The following is a 21,090-nucleotide window of genomic DNA, read 5'->3' on the forward strand; positions in this document are numbered from 1 at the left end:
TCCAGAACACAAAACAACAATAATAGGTTCATGCACTAGGAGCGTGAGATACGACAGGAGTCATATCTAGCAACCAAATACGAAAAAGCCCGACAGGATGTCGGGCTTTTTTTATAAGAAATACCTACATTCAGACTCTTAATTATCACTTACATTTAATTCACTTTCTTTATTAGCATTTTAAGCTCATGAATTTCTAATAATGGTTGACCTTTATGTAGCATTCTATGGCAATTTGAACAAACTACAGCCAAATCCTCTAATTTGGTTTTAACTATACTTTCTGCTTGGCTTAATGGAATCAAATGATGAACTTCACAAAATTCTTTACCAATTTCTCCATAGTTCTTTTCAAAATCAAAATGACAAACTTCACATTCTAATTTTCCAAAATCAGCTAATATTTTCTGCTTTTTTTGTTTAATGATACTTAAATTTCTTTCTCGAACTAAGTGCTTCCTGATTTTAAGATTTCCTTCACGGACTCCTAAGTCATCAATATCAGGTAAAGCGTTAAATAGACAGTATTTTTCAATGTACTTTTTTACTTTTTCAACTAAAGGTTTTGCTTCTTCTCCCTTTGCATACCAAACATTACTTTGCCCTATACCACCTTTTACTCCACGAGGAATTCCAAACTCTCTTTCATCAATAGGTAGCAAATATGCATCTTCAAAATCAGCTTTTATTCGATAGAATTTAACACAGTTCTGCTTATGTAATTTTGAAGAAAATTCACAGTAGACTTCCTCTTTGTATACAGTAGCATTCTTATACCACCCAACAATAACTGTTCCGCCACTCTTAGAACTTGCTGTCCAGACAACTGTTACTCCATCAATATATTGATCATCCTGATTAGCTCCTAACTTTGTTATATTAATCTTTCCCGAAGAACGCACATATCCAAAAACAGAGCCATCCATATTCGTGAAATTACATACTTCATGACCAATCTGATTATCATTATATGACCCTCCTCTTTCTAAAATATCTCCATCCATTCCATTATATTTTCTCATCCAGCCAATGTTACAAAATAATATTCTCACTTTTATCTCCCCCTAAAATTGAAAAACCCCGTCATCAAGATAGGGCTATTTTGAATAAATTTCAATCAGTTGTAGACTAAATATTAAGCCACTTGGTCTTTTAAAAAGTCTTCCTCAATCTCACTTTGTACGTTTTAACCTACAAGCTTTTAGGGATTTTGCGGATTGGCGACTTCCCGCTTTTTTCCTATGATGAGTTCATACAGGAACAGGATGTTCCGGAACACAAAACAACAATAATAGGTTCATACACNAGGAGCGTGAGATACGACAGGAGTCATATCTAGCAACCAAATACGAAAAAGCCCGACAGGATGTCGGGCTTTTTTTATATTCTTATTTTTCTGCTAAATAACTTCTTACACGTGCATCATTGAGTAAAGTCATTACCCCTTCTGCAATACATCCATTTAAATCTTGTACTAACACACCACTTGTATGAGGAACGGTAAATGGAATAGTTTGTCCATTTCCTAAAGTTGCTTCGAATTTAATTTTACTGCGCCAGAAAAGCAGATTGGTGTAGGTACTACGTAATGAATTTACTTTAATCGCAATCGATTTCGATCCATTACCATCAACAGGTTGACCATTTTTCAATAGTTCCTTTTGAGTCTGTTGTACCATCGTTTCTGTAATTGCCTTAATGCTAGAGTCCAGTTTTGTGCCCATATAAGAATATACAATCACTCGTTCATCTGAAGTTTGAGCATTGGTCACATCTGCTTTGCCAATGACCTTCACAGGTTGAATTAAACCTGCACGCAGAGGGTACTCAGTACTTACATAAGGCATCGTCCCACAAGCAGTTAATATAAGAGAGCATATTGAAATAATGAATAAGTTACGCATTGATATTTTCCAAGAAATCTATTGTGATTTATATTTAAGTGTAAGCGCCGCGTATCTTAATGTAAGTTAAAGAGAATTTGATGACAAAAATAAAATAATTTTTAAAAATATAATATATTCAGTCCTTTTTTATAATTAATTATCTATATATAAACAAGTAAAAGCCCCACTCTAAAGTGGGGCTTTTAAAACCGTATCAATTATTTTTAACTCAATATTAAGCCACTTGGCCTTCTAAAAAGTCTTGTGCAAAACGCTGTAATACACCGCCCGCTTCATATACAGAAACTTCTTCTTCTGTATCTAAACGGCAAGTCACTGGCACTTCAAGAATCTCTTCTTTACCATCCGCTGTAGCACGTTCAATCACTAAAGTTAAAGTCGAACGCGGCGCGATATTACCAATCACGCTATAAAGCTCAGTACCATCTAGTTTTAAAGTCTTGCGGTTTACACCTACTTTAAACTCAAGTGGTAACACGCCCATACCCACCAAGTTAGTACGGTGAATACGCTCAAAACCTTCTGCCACAATCGCTTCAACACCTGCAAGGCGTACACCTTTCGCAGCCCAGTCACGGCTTGAGCCCTGACCATAGTCAGCACCCGCAACAATGATTAATGGCTGTTTACGGTTCATGTAGGTTTCAATTGCTTCCCACATACGCATCACTTCGCCTTCTGGCTCTACACGCGCTTTTGAACCTTGCTTAATCGTACCGTCTGAGCGAACCACCATTTCGTTATAGAGTTTCGGGTTGGCAAATGTTGCACGTTGTGCAGTCAAGTGGTCACCACGGTGCGTTGCATATGAGTTGAAGTCTTCTTCTGGTACGCCCATTTTGTGAAGATATTCACCCGCAGCCGAGTCCATCAAAATCGCATTTGAAGGCGATAAGTGGTCGGTGGTGATGTTGTCACCCAAAATTGCAAGCGGACGCATGTTCGCCAAAGTACGTGGTGCAGCCAATGCCCCCTCCCAATATGGCGGACGGCGGATGTAAGTACTTTGCGGACGCCAGTCGTAAAGTGGGCTTTCAGCTTCTTCAGTTACACCCAAGTCAAACATTGGAATGTAGACTTTACGGAACTGTTCAGGCTTCACGGCTTCTTTTACTAAGGCATCAATTTCAGCGTCAGATGGCCAAATGTCTTTCAGGTAAATCGGGTTACCTTCTTTGTCATGACCTAAAGCGTCTTTTTCGATGTCAAAACGGATCGTACCTGCAATCGCATACGCCACAACAAGCGGTGGAGATGCCAAGAATGCTTGTTTTGCATAAGGATGGATACGGCCATCGAAGTTACGGTTACCAGACAGTACTGCTGTTGCGTACAAGTCACGGTCAATAATTTCTTGTTGGATGACTGGATCTAACGCGCCCGACATACCGTTACAGGTCGTACAAGCGTAAGCCACAATACCAAAACCAAGTTGCTCTAAGTCTTTTAGAACGCCCGCTTCTTCAAGGTAAAGTGCAGCCGCTTTTGAACCCGGTGCAAATGATGATTTCACCCAAGGTTTACGAACTAAACCAAGTTCATTTGCTTTACGTGCCAACAAGCCTGCCGCCACAGTGTTACGTGGGTTAGAAGTATTGGTACATGAAGTAATTGCCGCAATAATGATCGCGCCATCTGGCATTAAACCGTCAGAGCGGTTTTCAACAACACCCGCAATGCCTTTTTCTTTTAGGTCGGCAGTTGAAACACGTGCATGTGGGTTCGATGGACCAGCAATGTTACGCGTTACTTTTGATAGGTCAAAACGAAGTACGCGTGGGTACTCTGCTTTGGTCATATCAGTCGCCCAAAGGCCGATTTCTTTTGCGTACTGTTCAACCAATGCCACTTGAGTATCTTCACGGCCTGTGAGGCGTAAGTAATCAATCGTGTTTTGGTCGATGTAGAACATTGCAGCCGTAGCGCCATATTCTGGTGTCATGTTCGAAATGGTTGCACGGTCGCCCACAGACATGCTGTCAGCACCTTCACCAAAGAACTCAAGGTAAGCACCAACCACACGCTCTTTACGCAAGAACTCGGTTAAAGCAAGTACGATATCTGTTGCAGTAATGCCTGCCTGACGCTGACCTACAAACTCAACACCAATAATGTCTGGCAGACGCATCCAAGATGCGCGGCCCAACATCACGTTTTCAGCTTCTAAACCACCCACACCCACAGAAATTACGCCCAAAGCGTCTGTATGTGGTGTATGTGAGTCTGTACCAACGCAAGTGTCTGGGAATGCCACGCCATCACGCGCCTGAATCACCGGAGACATTTTCTCTAGATTAATCTGGTGCATAATGCCGTTCCCCGCAGGGATCACATCGACATTTTTAAATGCTGTTTTAGTCCACTCAATAAAGTGGAAACGGTCTTCGTTACGACGGTCTTCAACAGCACGGTTTTTTGCAAAAGCGTCTGGGTCAGCACCACCGTATTCCACTGCTAAAGAGTGGTCGACAATGAGCTGAGTCGGCACAACTGGGTTAACTTTAGATGGGTCGCCGCCTTTGTCAGCAATCGCATCACGTAAGCCTGCAAGGTCAACCAAAGCTGTTTGACCCAAGATGTCATGACACACCACGCGCGCAGGATACCAAGGAAAGTCCAAGTCCTGACGGCGTTCAATTAACTGCGTTAAATAAGCAGTTAAGTTCTCGGCATCGGCACGACGTACCAATTGCTCTGCGAGTACTTTTGAGGTGTAAGGCAGTTTTTCGTATGCGCCTGGCTGAATATCTTCAACGGCTTGACGCACGTCGTAATATTCAAGCTGGGTACCTGCCAGCGGTTTACGGTATTTTGTATTCATTAACCACGCTCCGCCAATGGTTTAAATTCGAGGTTTTCAGGGCCTGTGTAGTTCGCGCTTGGACGAATGATTTTGCCGTCTTGGCGTTGTTCAATCACGTGTGCTGACCAGCCTGCTGTACGTGCAATCACGAATAACGGTGTGAACATTGCAGTTGGAACGCCCATTAAGTGATAGCTTACTGCACTGAACCAGTCGAGGTTCGGGAACATGTTTTTCACTTCTTTCATCACTGCTTCTAAACGCTCAGCGATAAGGTACATTTTGGTGTTCTCTTGCGCTTCAGCCAAGTCATGCGCCACTTTCTTGATCACTTCGTTACGTGGGTCAGAAACTGTATAGACAGGGTGACCAAAACCAATCACGACTTCTTTATTTTCAACACGTTTACGGATGTCAGCCTCTGCTTCGTCTGCGTTGTCGTAACGTTGTTGAATCACGAATGCAACTTCGTTCGCACCACCATGTTTAGGTCCGCGAAGCGCGCCAATACCGCCAGTAATTGCCGAGTACATGTCAGAGCCTGTACCTGCAACTACACGTGAGGTGAATGTAGATGCGTTGAACTCGTGCTCAGCATACAAAATAAGAGATGTATGCATTGCTTGAATCCATTCTTCAGATGGCTTTTCGCCATGAAGCAAATGTAAGAAATGCGCTGCAATTGAGTCGTCATCAGTTTCAACTTCAATACGACGACCGTTGTTGCTGAAGTGATACCAATAAAGCAGCATTGAACCTAAGCTTGCCATTAATTTGTCAGCAATGTCTTTTGCGCCAGCTTCGTTGTGATCTTCATGTTCTGGCGTTAAACAACCAAGAACTGAAACACCAGTACGCATTACGTCCATTGGGTGTGCAGACGGAGGAAGTTGTTCAAGTGCAGTTTTAAGTGCAGCTGGTAAGCCACGAAGTGCTTTTAATTTTGCTTTATACGCTTTAAGTTCAGCTTTGTTTGGTAGTTTGCCATGTACGAGCAAGTGAGCAACTTCTTCAAACTGGCTACCTGCTGCAAGATCAAGAATGTCATAGCCACGATAGTGTAAGTCGTTACCGCTACGTCCTACGGTACACAGTGCTGTATTGCCTGCAACTTGTCCACTAAGTGCAACTGATTTTTTTGGTTTGAAGCCTGTTGTTGTTTCATTTGAGCTCATAAGATTGTCCTTTCCTATCTATCTGAATTTATTTATTAAGCACGACGGAGTCGTACCATTTTCACTTCTTATTTCAGGATTAACCACTTCGTCTTGCGTCTCGACAAAGCTTTAATCGCTTTGACTTGCTCAGGTTCGACCTACCTTACGAAACGATGTTTCTCATTTCGGGAAAAGTAGGCAAAACCATTGTCATCTGCAAAACTCGTCCACAACCATCGAATATCCTATCTATCGCAGAACCAATTTTAAAAAATGTAGCCCTGTCTCAAACAGTTGCAGATGACGCCTCCGAGTATCAGATTCCAATTAATCAACTTTTTAATTTATTACTTCTTTTTAGCAAATGCGTTGTCTAAGTAGTCTTCAAACGCATAGTAATTAATGCGTTCATATAACTCTTTACGCGTTTGCATAATATCAACCACGTTCTTTTGAGTACCTTCTTTACGCAAGGTTTCATACACAGTTTCGGCTGCTTTGTTCATGGCACGGAAAGCAGAAAGCGGATAAAGCGCAAGGCTTACATCGGCAGATGCTAACTCTTCAGTGGTAAACAGTGGCGTAGAACCGAACTCGGTGATGTTTGCCAAAATTGGGGCACCAGTTGTCTGAGCAAATTGCTTGTACATATCAAGCTCGGTAATTGCTTCAGGGAATAACATGTCTGCACCCGCTTCAATGTAAGCACCCGCACGGTCAATTGCAGCTTGTAAGCCATCTACTGCCAATGCATCGGTACGTGCCATAATCACGAAGCTGTCATCACCACGTGCATCAACCGCAGCTTTAATACGGTCAACCATTTCTTCTTGAGTTACAATGGCTTTGTTCGGGCGGTGACCACAACGTTTTGCGCCCACTTGGTCTTCAATGTGCATTGCCGCAGCACCAAACTTGATCAGTGCTTTTGTAGTACGAGCAATGTTAAATGCAGAAGCACCAAAACCTGTGTCGGCATCAACCAATAATGGAAGATCACATACATCGGTAATACGGCGTACGTCGGTCAACACATCATCAAGGTTACTAATTCCCAAATCAGGTAAGCCTAAAGAACCAGCGGCTACACCACCACCTGATAAGTAAATCGCTTTATAACCTGCACGTTTTGCCAAAAGTGCATGATTGGCGTTGATGGTTCCAACCACTTGTAATGGCTTTTCTTGGGCTACTGCATCGCGAAATAGCTGACCTGCGGATTGTTTAGCCATTGTTATGTTCTCCTTGTGCTTGTAGCAGTGTTTGCTCAATAATTTTGTAAGAAGCATTGATATGTCGATGCATCAACAGCTCGGCAAGTTCACCATCGCCTTCTGCAATTGCATCTAAAATACGGATGTGTTCGTCCCAAGCTTTGCTCGGTCGATCGGGTGTGTTTGAAAACTGAATTCGGTACATGCGGATGAGGTGATAAAGCTCATCACATAGCATTTTTTCTAGGGTTTTATTGCCACTACTTTTGATAATGCAGTAGTGAAAATCGTCCTGCCCTTCTTGCAAGTAATATCCCTTACCTGCTTTAAAGTTTTCATCTTCAGCGTGCATACGCAAAACATCACGTAGAGCCAAGATTTGCTTTTTATCAATATGCTGTGCAGCAAGTTTGCAAGCCAAACCCTCTAAAGACGCACGAATTTGGTAAAGCTCTTTGAACTGTTGCAGTGAGAGCGAAACCACGCGCGCGCCCACATGTGCAGTTCGCTCAACCAAACGTTGCCCTTCAAGGCGATGAATCGCTTCACGCAAAGGCCCACGGCTAATCCCATAAGTGCGCGCCAGTTCAGGCTCAGAAATTTTGCTACCCGCCGGAATTTGACCCAAAACAATCGCCGTCTGTATTTGTTTAAATACATTCTCGGTCAGTGTTCTTCCCTGACTTTGTAATGGCTCTGGTGCGAAGGTCAAATCTTGCATATTGTCGACAATTTTTAATCAATTATGGCTTTTATAGCGGTATGAATGAAAAAAATCAAGGTGATTGTTGACACTTCAGAGAACCCATCAGGTCAATTTTTATCGTTTGACCGCTTATATCACCTTATATTTAAACCACTAAATCACTTGCTAATTAGTAGTTATAAAACAGATATTTAATATTATTTTACCTATAGATTTATGGCACTTTTTTAGCTGCTTTTCGACCTCTAATCTTTTGTTTCAAACTTTAGTCTACAACCAATGTATTACAGCAAGATTGTAGACAATCTGCTTGAATGAAAGCATGAGTTATAAATTAGTATCTATTTACCGTAATTTCTTTTAAATCTTTTTATCATTTTCATCCAGAAAATATCGATATTAGTGAAATTATCAGGTGCTTCACGGTAGCTTTATTGATACATTATTGAACATCGACATAGTTGTGGCGTATTTTTCGAGACAGAAAAAACCCAGCACTATGCATATTGTTGAATGAAAGGACTTTTTTGATGTTTCAACATATCCCCCCATACGCAGGCGACCCAATTTTATCTTTAATGGAACAGTTCAACGCTGATACTCGTTCTGGAAAAGTGAACTTGAGTATTGGTCTTTATTATAACGAAGACAGTATTGTTCCTCAGTTAGAGACCATTATTGAAGCGCAAAAGCGTATCGAGCCTAAAAACGGTAAAACCAAACTTTATTTGCCAATGGAAGGCTTCAAACCTTACCGTGAAGCAATTCAAGCACTTTTATTTGGTGCAAACAGCCCAGCAGTTAAAGCTGGCCGTGCTGTAACCATCCAAACACTTGGTGGTTCAGGTGCATTGAAAGTTGGTGCGGATTTCTTAAAAACTTATTTCCCAAATTCCGACGTTTGGGTAAGCCAACCAACTTGGGACAACCACGTTGCGATTTTCAATGGCGCTGGCATCAAGACTCATTTCTACCCATACTTCGATAACGAAACACGTGGTGTAGATTTTGACGGTATGCTTTCTACACTTAAAACTTTGCCTGAGCAAAGCATTGTGTTATTGCACCCATGCTGCCACAACCCAACGGGTGCTGACTTAAATCCAGCACAATGGGACCAAGTGATTGTAGTATTAAAAGATCGTAACCTTATTCCATTCCTAGACATCGCTTACCAAGGTTTCGGTGATGGTATGGAAGAAGATGCGTATGCAATTCGTGCTTTAGACCAAGCGGGTCTAAACTTCATCGTGAGCAACTCGTTCTCTAAAATCTTCTCTTTATATGGCGAGCGCGTTGGCGGTTTAACTTTCGTATGTGACGATGCAGAAGCTGCTCAGTGCACATTCGGTCAGTTAAAAGCGACTGTACGCCGTATTTACTCTAGCCCTCCTACAACAGGTGCTTGGTTAGTTGATGAAGTGTTAAATGACGCTGAACTTAACCAACAATGGCAAGGTGAAGTGAAAGAGATGCGTGAGCGTATTATTAAAATGCGTAGCATCTTGAAAGACGAACTTACTAAAGCATTACCAGACCGTGACTTTAGCTACCTTGTAAACCAAAAAGGTATGTTCAGCTACACAGGTCTAACTGCTGAGCAAGTTGATATCTTACGTGAAGAATATGCAATCTACTTAGTACGTAGTGGTCGTATTTGTGTTGCTGGTTTAAACATGAACAATGTTTACACCGTTGCTAAAGCAGTTGCAGAAGTGCTTGCTAAATCAACAGAAGCTGCATAAGACATTTATTAAAAAAGGCGCTTCGGCGCCTTTTTTTGTTTCTCGATATTAAGATTTAGCTTTGCCCCAATATTTCAGTTTTGAGGTGTGTCCAATACCCACATTAAAGCTATTGGTTGGGTCGAGTTTTTGATAGAAGTTCGCTAAGGCAGGTTTGGCAATGTAAAGATGCCCAACATTATGCTCTGCTGGATATTCAGCACGGCGCGTGTCTAGCAACTTCCACATTTGATGTTCCATTTCTAATGGGTCATGGCCCTTTTTAAGAATATAGTCCTGATGGAAAACATGACAAAAGAAATGCCCATAATAGAGTTTATGGAGAATTTTGTTTTCCATCTCGGCTGGCAGTTGCTCTACCCATTCGCGGTCATTACGACGTAACGCAATATCAAGCGCCACAATATCTTCAACTTCACTACGGTGCGTATCGCGGTAACGAATTGCCGCCCCTGCAATCGCAAAACGGTGTAAGAAAGCCTTTCGCCCTTCTTCTTCGCTACATACGAAATAGCTACCTGACGGATGCACTACAAAATATTCTTTTAAAAACTGCTCGGTTTGTGCTTTTGAATTATTTTCAACACGTAGCACTAAATGGTGCTCATAACGATCTCGATACTCGGTCATACGCTTAGGTAAATGACTCGGTAAAAAGAACGTAATCGCCTGTAAAATATGATCCGTTAAGCCTTTAATTTTAAATCTTTCTAAGAAACCATCGACTTTATCTTTCATCGCAAAAGCTTTGGGAACATTGGCTGTGCCAAATTTTTCAATAAATAAGAACGTATCTTTTCCGTACTTTTCACCAATCGAGTAAGCATCTCGGTGGATATATTCACCTGCAATCGGCAAGCTTGGTAGTGAGGTCAGTAAATAACGGCGAATTGCTGTTAAATCATCGGCATCATTAGTACCAATATAGAAGACATTACTTTCTACTTTTTCATAGGTATCTAGGCGTACAGCAAACACACAGACTTTACCGGCCGAACCCGATGCTTCAAACAGACGTGATGGGTCTGCATTAAAACGGGCAGGCGTATCTTCATCGACTTGAGTCACATCGTGCGCATAGCGATGATCCGACGCCTGCTTTTCGCCATCATCTAAAATATCTATGGCTTGATATTTCTGTTTCTCTAAACGAGTCAAAATTTCTTCAGGAGTCGAGCCTAAATTCACCCCTAAATGATTCACCAGTTCTAATTGACCGGCAGCATTCACTTGAGCATATAACGCCAGTTCAGTATACGCAGGACCACGGCGTACCAATGCACCACCAGAGTTATTACATACACCGCCAAGTACCGATGCACCAATACAGGATGAACCAATTACTGAATGCGGCTCACGGTCATAGCCTTTTAAAATTTGTTCTAAATTATCTAAAGTCGCGCCGGGTAAACAAATCACTTGCTTACCGTCATGAATGACTTGAATGCCCTTTAAACGACGCGTACTCATGACTAAAACAGGACGGTCATAGTCATCGCCATACGGAGTTGAACCACCAGTGAGTCCCGTATTGGCCGCCTGCATAATCACAATACAATCTGCATCAATGGCAGCTTGAAGCACCTGCCATTGCTCTAGTAAAGTGCCCGGCACCACCACAGCCAGCACTTTCCCCTCACCAAAACGGCGGCCTTGACGGTACTGACGCGTGCTTTGATCATCAGTTAAAACATGCGAACGCCCTACAATATTCTGTAAACGTTCGATCACTGCTTGAGGAGAAAATGTTTGCATGATGGTTTCCTTTTGGTCATCCCTACCACATAGTTTTTTTTAAATTTAGAGCAACACGACGGAGTCTTACAGGGAAAAATTCGATGTAAGCAGCTCATTCTGTTACTTTGGTTTTGCCCAAAGTAACCAAAGGCACTGTCACTTACAGAACCTGTTCGCTATATCCATTTTTCAATTTATATTGCAAAAACAAATTCTTGCTCATACCACGCAGGCTATAAGTGACGCTTAGCACCAGTAGCTAATTTCTTAAACCAATTGGCGACGCGTTGGCGGCAGGGATGCCGCCTGTTGAGCAACCGCACAAGGAAGTGCGGTTTGCTCAACAAAAGGTTTTTGGTTACTTTTGACCTTTCAAAAGTGACAAATGCCTATACATAAAACATTAGCAAATCATCAAATTTTGAGGCTGTGCTTACTGCTTCACTTAAAAATTATTTCTTAAAAACCTTGCTTCATCGCCTGTACTAAACAATCCGCATTAATATCCGAAATCGACTTAGCACCCGTAAGCGTCATCGCAACACGCATTTCTTTATCAATCAAATCAAGCAAGTTCGACACCCCTTGCCCACCTGCTGCTGCCAAGGCATACACAAACGCACGGCCAAGTAAAACCGTATCAGCGCCGAGCGCCAACATACGCACCACATCAAGGCCATTACGAATGCCTGAGTCAGCCAAAATCGCTAAATCACCTTTAACAGCATCGGCAATTGCAGGCAATGCGCGAGCAGATGACATCACGCCATCTAACTGACGACCACCGTGATTCGATACCACAATGCCATCCGCACCAAAACGTACAGCATCTTTGGCATCTTCAGGGTCTAAAATGCCCTTAATCACCATTGGGCCATCCCAAAACTCACGAATCCACTCCAGGTCTTTCCATGAAATTGATGGGTCAAAGTTCGAGCCTAACCAGCCAATATAGTCTTCAAGCCCAGTCGGTTTACCTAAATATTTAGAGATATTACCCAAGTCGTGCGGACGGCCCATTAAGCCGACATTCCACGACCAATGTGGATGGAATACAGACTGCATATAACGACGCATCGCAGCATTTGGCCCACTCATACCCGAATGAGCATCACGGTAACGCGCCCCTGGCACAGGCATATCTACGGTAAATACCAGTGTTGAACAACCTGCCGCTTTTGCACGTTCCAAAGCATTACGCATAAAACCACGGTCGCGTAATACATAAAGCTGGAACCACATAGGACGATTAATTGCAGGTGCGACTTCTTCAATTGGACATACAGAAACCGTTGAAAGCGTAAATGGAATGCCCTTTTTGTCGGCTGCCATCGCCGCCTGAACTTCACCACGGCGCGCATACATACCAGTTAAACCTACAGGCGCTAACGCAACCGGCATCGACAATGTTTCATTAAACAGTTTTGTCTCTAAACTTAACGCTGACATGTCATTCAGCACACGTTGACGCAATGCAATTTCTGACAAATCTTGTACGTTACGCTTTAAGGTATATTCCGAATACGCCCCACCATCAATGTAATGAAATAAAAATGGCGGTAAGCGACGTTGTGCCGCCGCACGATAATCATTGCCAGAAGAAATAATCATTTTGAATCAACTCTATTTAAACGATTTGCACGTTTCTGGCGAGCTTCGTCTTCATCCAGAGAACGCACATGATTAATCACAAATTCAATATGACCGCAGACAGCTTGGCGTGCGGCCTCAGGATCTTTACGATCAATAGCATCCATGACCTGAAAATGCTGCTCGCTCAGCAAGTCACCATTTACGGGGTCGTTATAAACTTTTTTACGTCCCAACAAGACGTTGTATTGCAACAAATCAAACAAGCTGCGCATCATCTGAATCAGCACCACATTGTGAGATGCTTCAGCAATTGCTAAGTGAAATTCAGCATCTGCCACCGCGGCCTGTGCTGAGTCACCCACATTTTGGTGGCGACTAATTTCATTAAAATAATGATGGATTTTGGCGCGATCTTCAGGCGTTGAGCGCAATGCGGCATACCATGCCGTGCCACCTTCAAGTAGTAACCGCGCCTCTTGCACATCAAAACGGTACAGCGGATCTTCTTCAATCAGGTTACTAATTGGGTTCACAATGAGTTGCTGTGGCCACTGTTCAGGTAACTGCTGAATATAAGTCCCATCGCCACGGCGGCTACTGAGCACACCTTGACTATTAAGCTGCTGAATCGCTTCACGCAAAGACGGACGAGAAACTCCTAAGCTTGTTGCAAGCTGGCGTTCGGCAGGCAAACGGTCACCTTTTTTCATGTGACGCTCTTCAATTAATGCCTGCAATTTCATGACCACTTGATCGGAGATTCTCATCGCGTTTCCTTCAATGGAGTTATGGAATCATCCACGGAACCAGATAAGCCTGAACCGTAATAATGATGCCAACAAAGACAGTGAATATGATGCTATGTTTTACCGTGAAACGGAACAAGTCAGACTCTTTTCCAACTAAGCCTACTGCTGCGCACGCAATCGCAATTGATTGCGGAGAAATCATCTTACCTGTCACACCACCGCTGGTATTGGCAGCAACCAATAATACTTCTGGAATACCAATCTGCTGCGCCGTAGTCGCCTGTAGTGCCGAGAACAAAGCATTTGAAGATGTATCTGAACCCGTAAGGAATACACCCAGCCAACCCAAAAATGGCGAGAAGAAAGTAAACGCATGACCCGTATGTGAAAGAGCCAAAGCCAAAGTTGCAGACAAACCTGAATAGTTCGCAATAAAAGCAAAAGCCAACACCATACCAATCGAGTAAATCGGTGTTTTTAACTCATTTACTGTTTCACCAAAAGTCGTTACTGCCTCACTCGCTTTCATTTTCAAGAAAATAGCGGTGATGATTGCAGCAATAAAAATTGCTGTCCCCGTTGCAGAGAACCAATCGAACTTATAAATCGCTTCGTATGGTTTTATCTCTGACACAATCGGTGGCATTTTTTCGACCAATTTATGTAAATACGGAACTTCAATTTTAAAAATTAAATGTTCCAGTGGACCGTCTTTTGCAAATAGTGCTTTAAATGGCTTAACACTCCAGATTGTGACCATGACAGTTAAGATCGCAAATGGAGACCATGCCTTAGCAATTTTTCCAATGCTATAACGCTGAATCGTTGTTGGTTGCTGAGTCAAAGTTTGCCCAGCTTCAGGCTCAAAACGGAAAATATGTTTTGGTTTCCAGAAACGGAACAACACAGTCAAGCTCACCAATGAAGCAATTGCAGCGGTAATATCTGGTAATTCAGGGCCAATAAAGTTAGATGTAAGATATTGGGCAATCGCAAAAGAACCACCACCAACCAATACAGCAGGCCAAGTTTCTTTAACACCACGCCAGCCGTCCATAATCGCCATAATCCAGAACAGTACAATCAGCGTTAAAAATGGCAACTGACGCCCAACCATCTGGCTGATTTCCATGGTATCTACACCAGAAACCTGCCCTGCTACAATAATTGGAATACCCATTGCACCGAATGCCACTGGCGCCGTATTTACAATCAAGCACAGACCCGCTGCGTAAAGTGGCTTAAAGCCTAAACCAACAAGGAGTGCAGCGGTAATTGCGACAGGAGCACCAAAGCCTGCTGCTCCTTCTAAGAAAGTACCAAAGGCAAAACCAACCAATAACATTTGTAGACGTTGGTCTTCGGTAATCGACAAAATACTTGAGCGAATAACTTCAAACTGGCCTGTTTTTACCGAAATTTTGTATAGAAAAACTGCCCCAATAATGATCCATGAAATTGGCCATAGACCGTAGAAGAAACCGTAAATAATAGATGCAAAGGCCATTTGACCAGGCATTTGATAGAAAAAGAGAGCAATCAATAATGCAATAATGACTGTGCCTGTACCCGCGATACTGCCTTTTAAACGAAAAACAGCCAATGCTAAAAAGAAGAAAATAATCGGGATTAATGCAACCGCGCTGGACAGCCAAATATTATTTAAAGGGTCATAAAGTTGTTGCCACATATTGAGCATTGTCATCTCCTTGAAATGCCGGGGCGAATTTTTGTACCTTAAATTCTTAAACATTTAACACAATTGGTATGACCAATTAAAATTTAAGTGCAAATGTTATTCCTTAAACCGCAGATCGCATCATAAACACAGTTATTTGTAAGATCAATCATTAAATAACCATAATAATTGGTAAGACCAATAGTACTGAATAAAATCAAGCTATTTCGAACTTCCAGTTTTATTTATTAGACTAAAGTCGTAAAAAGTATTCTTATAAATTTAAATCTGAGCTACACAAATGAAGCGTAAAAATTGAATATAAAAACTATAAACATAACCATTTATTAAGAAATGTATAATAATGCTCAAAACTCAAATCATTTGTATTGAACTGAATAATGACTACTTTAACGTGTTTTAAAGCCTATGATATCCGAGGCAAACTCGGCACCGAATTGAATGAAGAAATTGCCTATAAAATTGGCCGCGCTTACGGACAAATCTATAAACCAAAGACTGTAGTAGTCGGTTGTGATATTCGTCTAAGCAGTGAAGGTTTAAAACAAGCGACCATCCGTGGTTTAAATGATGCGGGTGTGAATGTTCTTGATTTGGGCATGACAGGTACTGAAGAAGTTTACTTCGCTGCTTTCCACTTAGATGTACAAGGTGGAATTGAAGTTACCGCTAGTCATAACCCAATGGACTATAACGGTATGAAATTAGTTCGAGAAAATGCTCGTCCAATTAGTGCAGATACCGGTTTAAAAGAGATTCAGGCTTTAGCAGAAACCAATAACTTTGAAGAAGTTAGCCAAAAAGGTACAACTCAAACCTATAACATTTTGCCCGAGTTCATTGATCACTTAATCACCTACATTGAACCTGCAAAAATCCGCCCACTTAAGTTAGTGGTAAACGCGGGTAATGGTGCAGCTGGCCATGTGATTGATGCGATTGAAGAAAAATTTAAAGTGCTTAACGTACCAATTGAATTTATTAAAATCCACCATGAAGCAGATGGTACTTTCCCAAACGGAATTCCTAACCCAATTTTAATTGAAAACCGTGACAGTACTCGAAATGCTGTAATTGAGCATAAAGCAGATATGGGAATCGCATGGGATGGCGACTTTGACCGCTGTTTCTTATTTGACGAAAAGGGACAGTTCATTGAAGGTTACTATATTGTTGGTTTATTGGCTCAAGCTTTCTTGATTAAACAGTCAGGCGAGAAAATTGTTCATGACCCACGTTTAGTCTGGAACACATTTGATATCGTGGATGAATATAAAGGTATTGCTGTCCAGTCAAAATCTGGTCATGCATTTATTAAAGATGTCATGCGCGAACACAATGCCATATATGGCGGAGAAATGAGTGCACACCACTATTTCCGTGACTTTGCTTACTGCGACAGCGGGATGATTCCATGGTTACTCACCGTTGCCCTACTTTCTGAAACAGGAAAATCTCTTTCAACGCTGGTTGAAAATATGATTACCAAGTTCCCTTGCAGTGGTGAAATCAACTTTAAAGTGGCTGACACACAAATCACCATTCAAAAGATTTTCGATTTTTATGCCCAGCAAAACCCAGAAATTGACCGTACCGATGGTGTAAGTCTAGACTTTGGTGCATGGCGCTTTAATGTACGCGCTTCAAATACTGAACCGTTATTACGTCTCAACATTGAAAGCCGTGCAGATCGCCAAGCTCAGCCAATGCAGCATTATGTAGATGAATTGACTGGGTTGATTCAGAACTAATTCATAATAAAAAAGGAGCTATAAGCTCCTTTTTTATTGCTATTTAATTATATCCATTAGGATTCTGCTTCTGCCAATTCCAGCTATCAGCAAGCATATCTTCTAAGCCATATTGAGGCTGCCAACCTAACTCAGCAACTGCACGGCTATTGTCTGCAAAAGAAGTCGCAACATCACCAGCTCGACGTGCTACAAACTCAAATGCTACAGGTATGCCATTAACTTGTTCAAAGGTGTCTTTAACTTGCAAAACAGATGAACCATTACCTGTACCAATATTCCATGCTCGACAACCTTTCGACTGTAAACGGTTATTCAAAGCACATAAATGTGCATTCGCTAAGTCAACCACATGAATATAGTCACGCACACCAGTACCATCTACCGTGTCATAGTCATTACCATAAATAGATAATTTCTCACGACGGCCAACAGCAACTTGAGTCACATATGGCATTAAATTATTTGGAATACCTTGTGGATCTTCACCAATACGGCCACTCTTATGTGCACCTACTGGATTAAAATAACGAAGTAATGCGATTGACCACTCTGGATTAGATGCCGACAACTTTTGCAATAATTGCTCAACAATCAATTTAGTATACCCATAGTTGTTACTCGGCATACCTGTTGGCATTTGTTCATTTAATGGCGATATATTACTTTCATCGTATACAGCAGCGGAAGAGCTAAACACTAGTGTATAAACCTTAGCTTTTACCATCGATTTAACCAGTTGAATGCTACCCGCGATATTATTATCAAAATAAATAAGCGGTTTTTCTTGGCTTTCACCGACCGCTTTTAAACCTGCGAAGTGAATAACAGCATCAATTGAATGATTTTCGAAAACACGATCAAGTTCATCCGCATTACGGATATCACCTTGCACAAAAGTTAAACTTTTTTGAGTGATATCTTGAACTCTATTTAAAGATTCTTCTGAGCTATTCGAAAGATTATCAAAAACAATGACTTCATATCCTGCATCTAATAACTCGATACAAGTATGGGAACCTATATAACCGGCCCCTCCAGTGACTAGAATTTTAGCCATCTACCTTTCCTAACAATATTTTAATTAACCCCCGAGTCGAGGCATCAAGTGTTGAAAAATCACTTTGAATACCATTTAAAATCGGAAGTAACTGATCAGCAATCTGTTTACCTTTTTCAACACCCCATTGATCAAATGGGTTAATGTTCCAAATCACAGACTGAACAAATACTTTATGTTCATATAAAGCGATCAGCATTCCTAGATTATACGGGTTTAGCTCATCTAATAATAATGTAGAACTGGGTTGATTACCTTCATATTGCTTATAAATTGGTAAATTCTCTAATTCAGCTGGGTCTAGAGCTTCATTACCAAAGGCTAATAATCTTGATTGCGCTAAACAGTTTGAAAGTGCAAGATGATGTTGTTCAACCAGAGCTTCTGCATTTTCAACATAGGTAAAATGATCTGCGTTATAACGTTGAATTGGCGCAATAAAATCACAGCTTACTGCTTGTGAACCTTGATGTAACAACTGATAGAAAGCATGCTGGGCATTTGGTCCAACCTCCCCCCATATAATAGGGCAAGTATCAAGCTCAGCTTTTAAGCCATTGCGCTGTACTGACTTCCCATTAGATTCCATTTCTAGCTGTTGCAGATAAGCTGCAAAATACTTTAATCGCCCATCATAGGGTAATACTGCATGGGTCTGAATATTTAAAAAGTTATTATTCCAGATTCCTAATAATGCCATCAAAACTGGGATATTTTGATCAAAACTCGTATTTTGAAAATGTTCATCGACGGCATGAGCCCCTGCTAAGAGTTGCTGGAAGCCTTCCACACCAATCGTCAAAGCAATAGGTAAACCGATACAAGACCATAAAGAATAACGCCCACCTACCCAGTCCCACAGTAGTAACTGGTTTTCAGGCGCGATTCCCCATTCAGACATTTTGTCAGATTTTGTAGATACACCAATAAAGTGACTTTTTAATACACGAGCATGTGTTCCTAATGCCTTTTCAAGCCACTGACGAACTGTTTGTGCATTTGATAAAGTATCAATCGTACCAAAAGACTTAGACGAAATAATAAACAAAGTTGTTTCGGGACGAAGTTGATGGAGTAACTCAGATAACTGACTACCATCCATAGTCGAAACAAAGTGAATATTTAAAGGCTTAGCTGTTTTTACCTTAAAATCAGATAAAGCATGCGTGACCATTTGTGGTCCTAAATCAGAACCACCGACCCCAATATTAACAACGTCTTGAATCACCTCACCAGTTGAACCCCGATATTGCCCTGCATGGATTTTTTCCACTAAGGTATACATGCGTTGTAACTGGCTATGAACTTGTTCTGTTAAATCGGGAAACTTTGAATAATCAGCTGGTAAACGCAATGCCCAGTGCATTGCTTCACGTTGCTCAGTACAATTAATTTTATTCTGTGAAAAAAGGCGATTAATCCATTCGGTTAAATTTTTAGTATTTGCAAGAGCTACTAATTGTCCCAAAATATCTTTGGTTAAGCGGTGCTTACTATAATCAAAAAATAATTGATCAAATTTTACAGAATAATTTTGAAAACGATCTGGCTCTAAAGCAAATAACTCTTTTATATGTAATTTTGAATTTTTTTCACCTAGAGTTTGAAGATGAGCTAAAGGTGAGGCTAATTCCTTTGGAAATTGCTCAATTGATTTACTCATAAGCGACCTACTCCTTCATAAGCAAAACCTTTCGCCTTTACATACGCAGGATCATAAATATTACGTCCATCTAAAATTAAAGGATGCTTCATTAACTGTTGTAGTTGCTTAAAGTCAGGACTCCAATATTGCTTCCATGCCGTGACTAGACATAGCGCATGAGCATCTCGTACCGCCTCATATTGGTCCGTACATAAAATTAAATCTTCACGATGTCCATAAGTTGCAGCTATTTCATCTAAAGCTTGAGGATCATGCAGACGTACTATTACACCCTGTGCCCATAATGCGGCTAATAAAATATGAATCGGTGAATTATGTATATTCGAAGTATTCTCTTTAAAGGAAGCACCCCAAATCGCAACTGTTTTGCCATTTAGACTACAGTGATAATAATTCCATAACTTACGAAATAAAATTTCTTTCTGCTGCTCATTAATCGCCCAAACCTGTTCCAAAAGGCGGCTTTTTGTTCCAGTTTCAGACACAGTACTCGAAAGTGTTAAAATATCATGCGAAAAGTTCTCACCGCCAAATCCGACACCCGGCGATAAATATGCAGCGCCAATACGTGTGTCAGCAGCGATACCATGCTTTACATTCGCAATATCAATACCTAACTTTTCAGCCACCATAGCCAAGTCATTCATATAACTAATGCGGGTAGCCAACATGCCTGAAATACTAAGTTTGGTGAACTCAGCATCTAAAATCGGCATAAATAAATATTGATAACTAAATTGAAAAAAAGGACGCAATAACTCCTGCATAGTTTCACTTGCGTCTCTAGATTCCACACCAACAATGACATGTTTTACATTCAATACACTGTTGATAGCATTACCTTCCTGAATCACATCAGGAAAATAAACCCACTCATCTTTTGGTAAATGCTGTTTTAATTTCTCTGTACCATGCAAACCAAAAGTAGAGCCATTAATCATTAATCGCGGATGAACAATAGGTCGTTCGCTCAACTTCTCAACTGTTTTTAATGCAAGTTCAATTTGTGTTGGACTAAAGCAAAATAAATAAACTTCAATATCTAAAGGAATCTCAGAAAAAGGGCTCTCTTTTAAAAAACCCGCTTTTCGCTGCTTATTTAAATAATTATTTACATCTTGATCTTGATACGAGAGTACAGAAATATTTTCTTCACAAGTGACACTGGTACACCAGTAAATTTGATTACCATATTCAGCTAATAACGCTGCCATCACACCGGCATGTAACGTTGTTCCAAATACTGCGATTTTCATTGCACACCTGATTTTTTCGTATTTTATAGAATTCTCTTCCCTTTACA

General features: G+C 41.1%; 16 protein-coding genes. 3 read left to right on the top strand and 13 right to left on the bottom strand.

The genetic code is table 11. The features are described 5' to 3' along the window. Positions 1–155: 155 nt before the first annotated feature. The 6 genes from F968_RS18350 to F968_RS18375 all read right to left on the bottom strand — a co-directional run bounded on the left by F968_RS18350 (position 156) and on the right by F968_RS18375 (position 7,802). Complete coding sequence (locus F968_RS18350) at positions 156–1,052, bottom strand: HNH endonuclease (RefSeq protein WP_004795423.1); 897 nt, start codon at positions 1,050–1,052, stop codon at positions 156–158. A gap of 336 nt (positions 1,053–1,388) precedes the next feature. Continuing rightward, positions 1,389–1,904 carry a hypothetical protein gene (locus F968_RS18355; protein ID WP_004795425.1) on the bottom strand — a complete coding sequence of 172 codons (516 nt, stop codon included), beginning with the start codon at positions 1,902–1,904 and terminating at the stop codon, positions 1,389–1,391. Positions 1,905–2,121: 217 nt separating this feature from the next. Then, positions 2,122–4,728, bottom strand: a complete 2,607-nt coding sequence (acnD, locus tag F968_RS18360) for a Fe/S-dependent 2-methylisocitrate dehydratase AcnD (protein ID WP_004795427.1) — start codon at positions 4,726–4,728, stop codon at positions 2,122–2,124. Further along, complete coding sequence (prpC, locus tag F968_RS18365; protein WP_004795430.1) at positions 4,728–5,885, bottom strand: bifunctional 2-methylcitrate synthase/citrate synthase; 1,158 nt, start codon at positions 5,883–5,885, stop codon at positions 4,728–4,730. The genes acnD and prpC overlap by 1 nt, the downstream gene beginning before the upstream one ends. Positions 5,886–6,214: 329 nt before the next feature. After that, positions 6,215–7,099: a methylisocitrate lyase gene (gene prpB, locus F968_RS18370; protein WP_003655707.1), complete on the bottom strand. Its 885-nt coding sequence runs from the start codon at positions 7,097–7,099 to the stop codon at positions 6,215–6,217. Next, a complete protein-coding gene (locus F968_RS18375) occupies positions 7,092–7,802 on the bottom strand; it encodes a GntR family transcriptional regulator (protein ID WP_001153627.1) in 711 nt (236 codons plus the stop codon). Before F968_RS18375 ends, prpB begins: the two co-directional genes overlap by 8 nt. Before the next feature lie 45 nt (positions 7,803–7,847). Here F968_RS18375 and F968_RS20070 point away from each other — a divergent pair, with 45 nt between their 5' ends. After that, on the top strand, positions 7,848–7,982 hold the full coding sequence (locus F968_RS20070) for a hypothetical protein (RefSeq protein ID WP_081399584.1): 135 nt from the start codon (positions 7,848–7,850) through the stop codon (positions 7,980–7,982). Positions 7,983–8,317: 335 nt separating this feature from the next. Beyond that, positions 8,318–9,532 carry an amino acid aminotransferase gene (locus tag F968_RS18380; protein WP_004795433.1) on the top strand — a complete coding sequence of 405 codons (1,215 nt, stop codon included), beginning with the start codon at positions 8,318–8,320 and terminating at the stop codon, positions 9,530–9,532. Positions 9,533–9,580: 48 nt separating this feature from the next. On the opposite strand, the gene dld is transcribed toward F968_RS18380, so the two are convergent. The 4 genes from dld to lldP form a co-directional block, all read right to left on the bottom strand. Next, positions 9,581–11,287 (bottom strand): D-lactate dehydrogenase, encoded by a 1,707-nt coding sequence (gene dld / locus F968_RS18385; RefSeq protein WP_004795434.1) that lies wholly within the window; start codon positions 11,285–11,287, stop codon positions 9,581–9,583. A gap of 441 nt (positions 11,288–11,728) precedes the next feature. Next, complete coding sequence (gene lldD / locus F968_RS18390; RefSeq protein WP_002009553.1) at positions 11,729–12,880, bottom strand: FMN-dependent L-lactate dehydrogenase LldD; 1,152 nt, start codon at positions 12,878–12,880, stop codon at positions 11,729–11,731. Beyond that, complete coding sequence (lldR, locus tag F968_RS18395) at positions 12,877–13,629, bottom strand: transcriptional regulator LldR (RefSeq protein WP_004795436.1); 753 nt, start codon at positions 13,627–13,629, stop codon at positions 12,877–12,879. Before lldR ends, lldD begins: the two co-directional genes overlap by 4 nt. A gap of 19 nt (positions 13,630–13,648) precedes the next feature. Then, positions 13,649–15,316: an L-lactate permease gene (lldP, locus tag F968_RS18400; protein WP_171065157.1), complete on the bottom strand. Its 1,668-nt coding sequence runs from the start codon at positions 15,314–15,316 to the stop codon at positions 13,649–13,651. 374 nt (positions 15,317–15,690) lie between these two features. Here lldP and F968_RS18405 point away from each other — a divergent pair, with 374 nt between their 5' ends. Beyond that, on the top strand, positions 15,691–17,061 hold the full coding sequence (locus tag F968_RS18405) for a phosphohexomutase domain-containing protein (RefSeq protein WP_004795439.1): 1,371 nt from the start codon (positions 15,691–15,693) through the stop codon (positions 17,059–17,061). Between the two features lie 43 nt (positions 17,062–17,104). Here F968_RS18405 and galE read toward each other — a convergent pair whose 3' ends face one another. The 3 genes from galE to F968_RS18420 are packed head-to-tail and all read right to left on the bottom strand — an operon-like array spanning position 17,105 to position 21,043. Further along, positions 17,105–18,121 carry a UDP-glucose 4-epimerase GalE gene (gene galE, locus F968_RS18410; protein WP_004795440.1) on the bottom strand — a complete coding sequence of 339 codons (1,017 nt, stop codon included), beginning with the start codon at positions 18,119–18,121 and terminating at the stop codon, positions 17,105–17,107. Beyond that, the gene (pgi, locus tag F968_RS18415; protein WP_004795441.1) at positions 18,114–19,784 is read right to left on the bottom strand and encodes a glucose-6-phosphate isomerase; all 1,671 of its coding nucleotides are present in this window, start codon (positions 19,782–19,784) and stop codon (positions 18,114–18,116) included. The genes galE and pgi overlap by 8 nt, the downstream gene beginning before the upstream one ends. After that, positions 19,781–21,043, bottom strand: a complete 1,263-nt coding sequence (locus F968_RS18420; RefSeq protein ID WP_004795442.1) for a nucleotide sugar dehydrogenase — start codon at positions 21,041–21,043, stop codon at positions 19,781–19,783. The genes pgi and F968_RS18420 overlap by 4 nt, the downstream gene beginning before the upstream one ends. Positions 21,044–21,090: the final 47 nt, after the last annotated feature.

The organism is Acinetobacter sp. NIPH 817 (assembly GCF_000368405.1).
Lineage (GTDB): Bacteria > Pseudomonadota > Gammaproteobacteria > Pseudomonadales > Moraxellaceae > Acinetobacter.

Coding starts and splice junctions, on each gene's coding strand:
- prpB (WP_003655707.1), bottom strand. CDS start 7,099: ATGGCTAAACAATCCGCAGGTCAGCTATTTCGCGATGCAGTAGCCCAA.
- pgi (WP_004795441.1), bottom strand. CDS start 19,784: ATGAGTAAATCAATTGAGCAATTTCCAAAGGAATTAGCCTCACCTTTA.
- galE (WP_004795440.1), bottom strand. CDS start 18,121: ATGGCTAAAATTCTAGTCACTGGAGGGGCCGGTTATATAGGTTCCCAT.
- F968_RS18380 (WP_004795433.1), top strand. CDS start 8,318: ATGTTTCAACATATCCCCCCATACGCAGGCGACCCAATTTTATCTTTA.
- dld (WP_004795434.1), bottom strand. CDS start 11,287: ATGCAAACATTTTCTCCTCAAGCAGTGATCGAACGTTTACAGAATATT.
- F968_RS18375 (WP_001153627.1), bottom strand. CDS start 7,802: ATGCAAGATTTGACCTTCGCACCAGAGCCATTACAAAGTCAGGGAAGA.
- F968_RS18405 (WP_004795439.1), top strand. CDS start 15,691: ATGACTACTTTAACGTGTTTTAAAGCCTATGATATCCGAGGCAAACTC.
- lldD (WP_002009553.1), bottom strand. CDS start 12,880: ATGATTATTTCTTCTGGCAATGATTATCGTGCGGCGGCACAACGTCGC.
- F968_RS18355 (WP_004795425.1), bottom strand. CDS start 1,904: ATGCGTAACTTATTCATTATTTCAATATGCTCTCTTATATTAACTGCT.
- lldP (WP_171065157.1), bottom strand. CDS start 15,316: ATGACAATGCTCAATATGTGGCAACAACTTTATGACCCTTTAAATAAT.
- prpC (WP_004795430.1), bottom strand. CDS start 5,885: ATGAGCTCAAATGAAACAACAACAGGCTTCAAACCAAAAAAATCAGTT.
- F968_RS20070 (WP_081399584.1), top strand. CDS start 7,848: ATGAAAAAAATCAAGGTGATTGTTGACACTTCAGAGAACCCATCAGGT.
- acnD (WP_004795427.1), bottom strand. CDS start 4,728: ATGAATACAAAATACCGTAAACCGCTGGCAGGTACCCAGCTTGAATAT.
- lldR (WP_004795436.1), bottom strand. CDS start 13,629: ATGAGAATCTCCGATCAAGTGGTCATGAAATTGCAGGCATTAATTGAA.
- F968_RS18420 (WP_004795442.1), bottom strand. CDS start 21,043: ATGAAAATCGCAGTATTTGGAACAACGTTACATGCCGGTGTGATGGCA.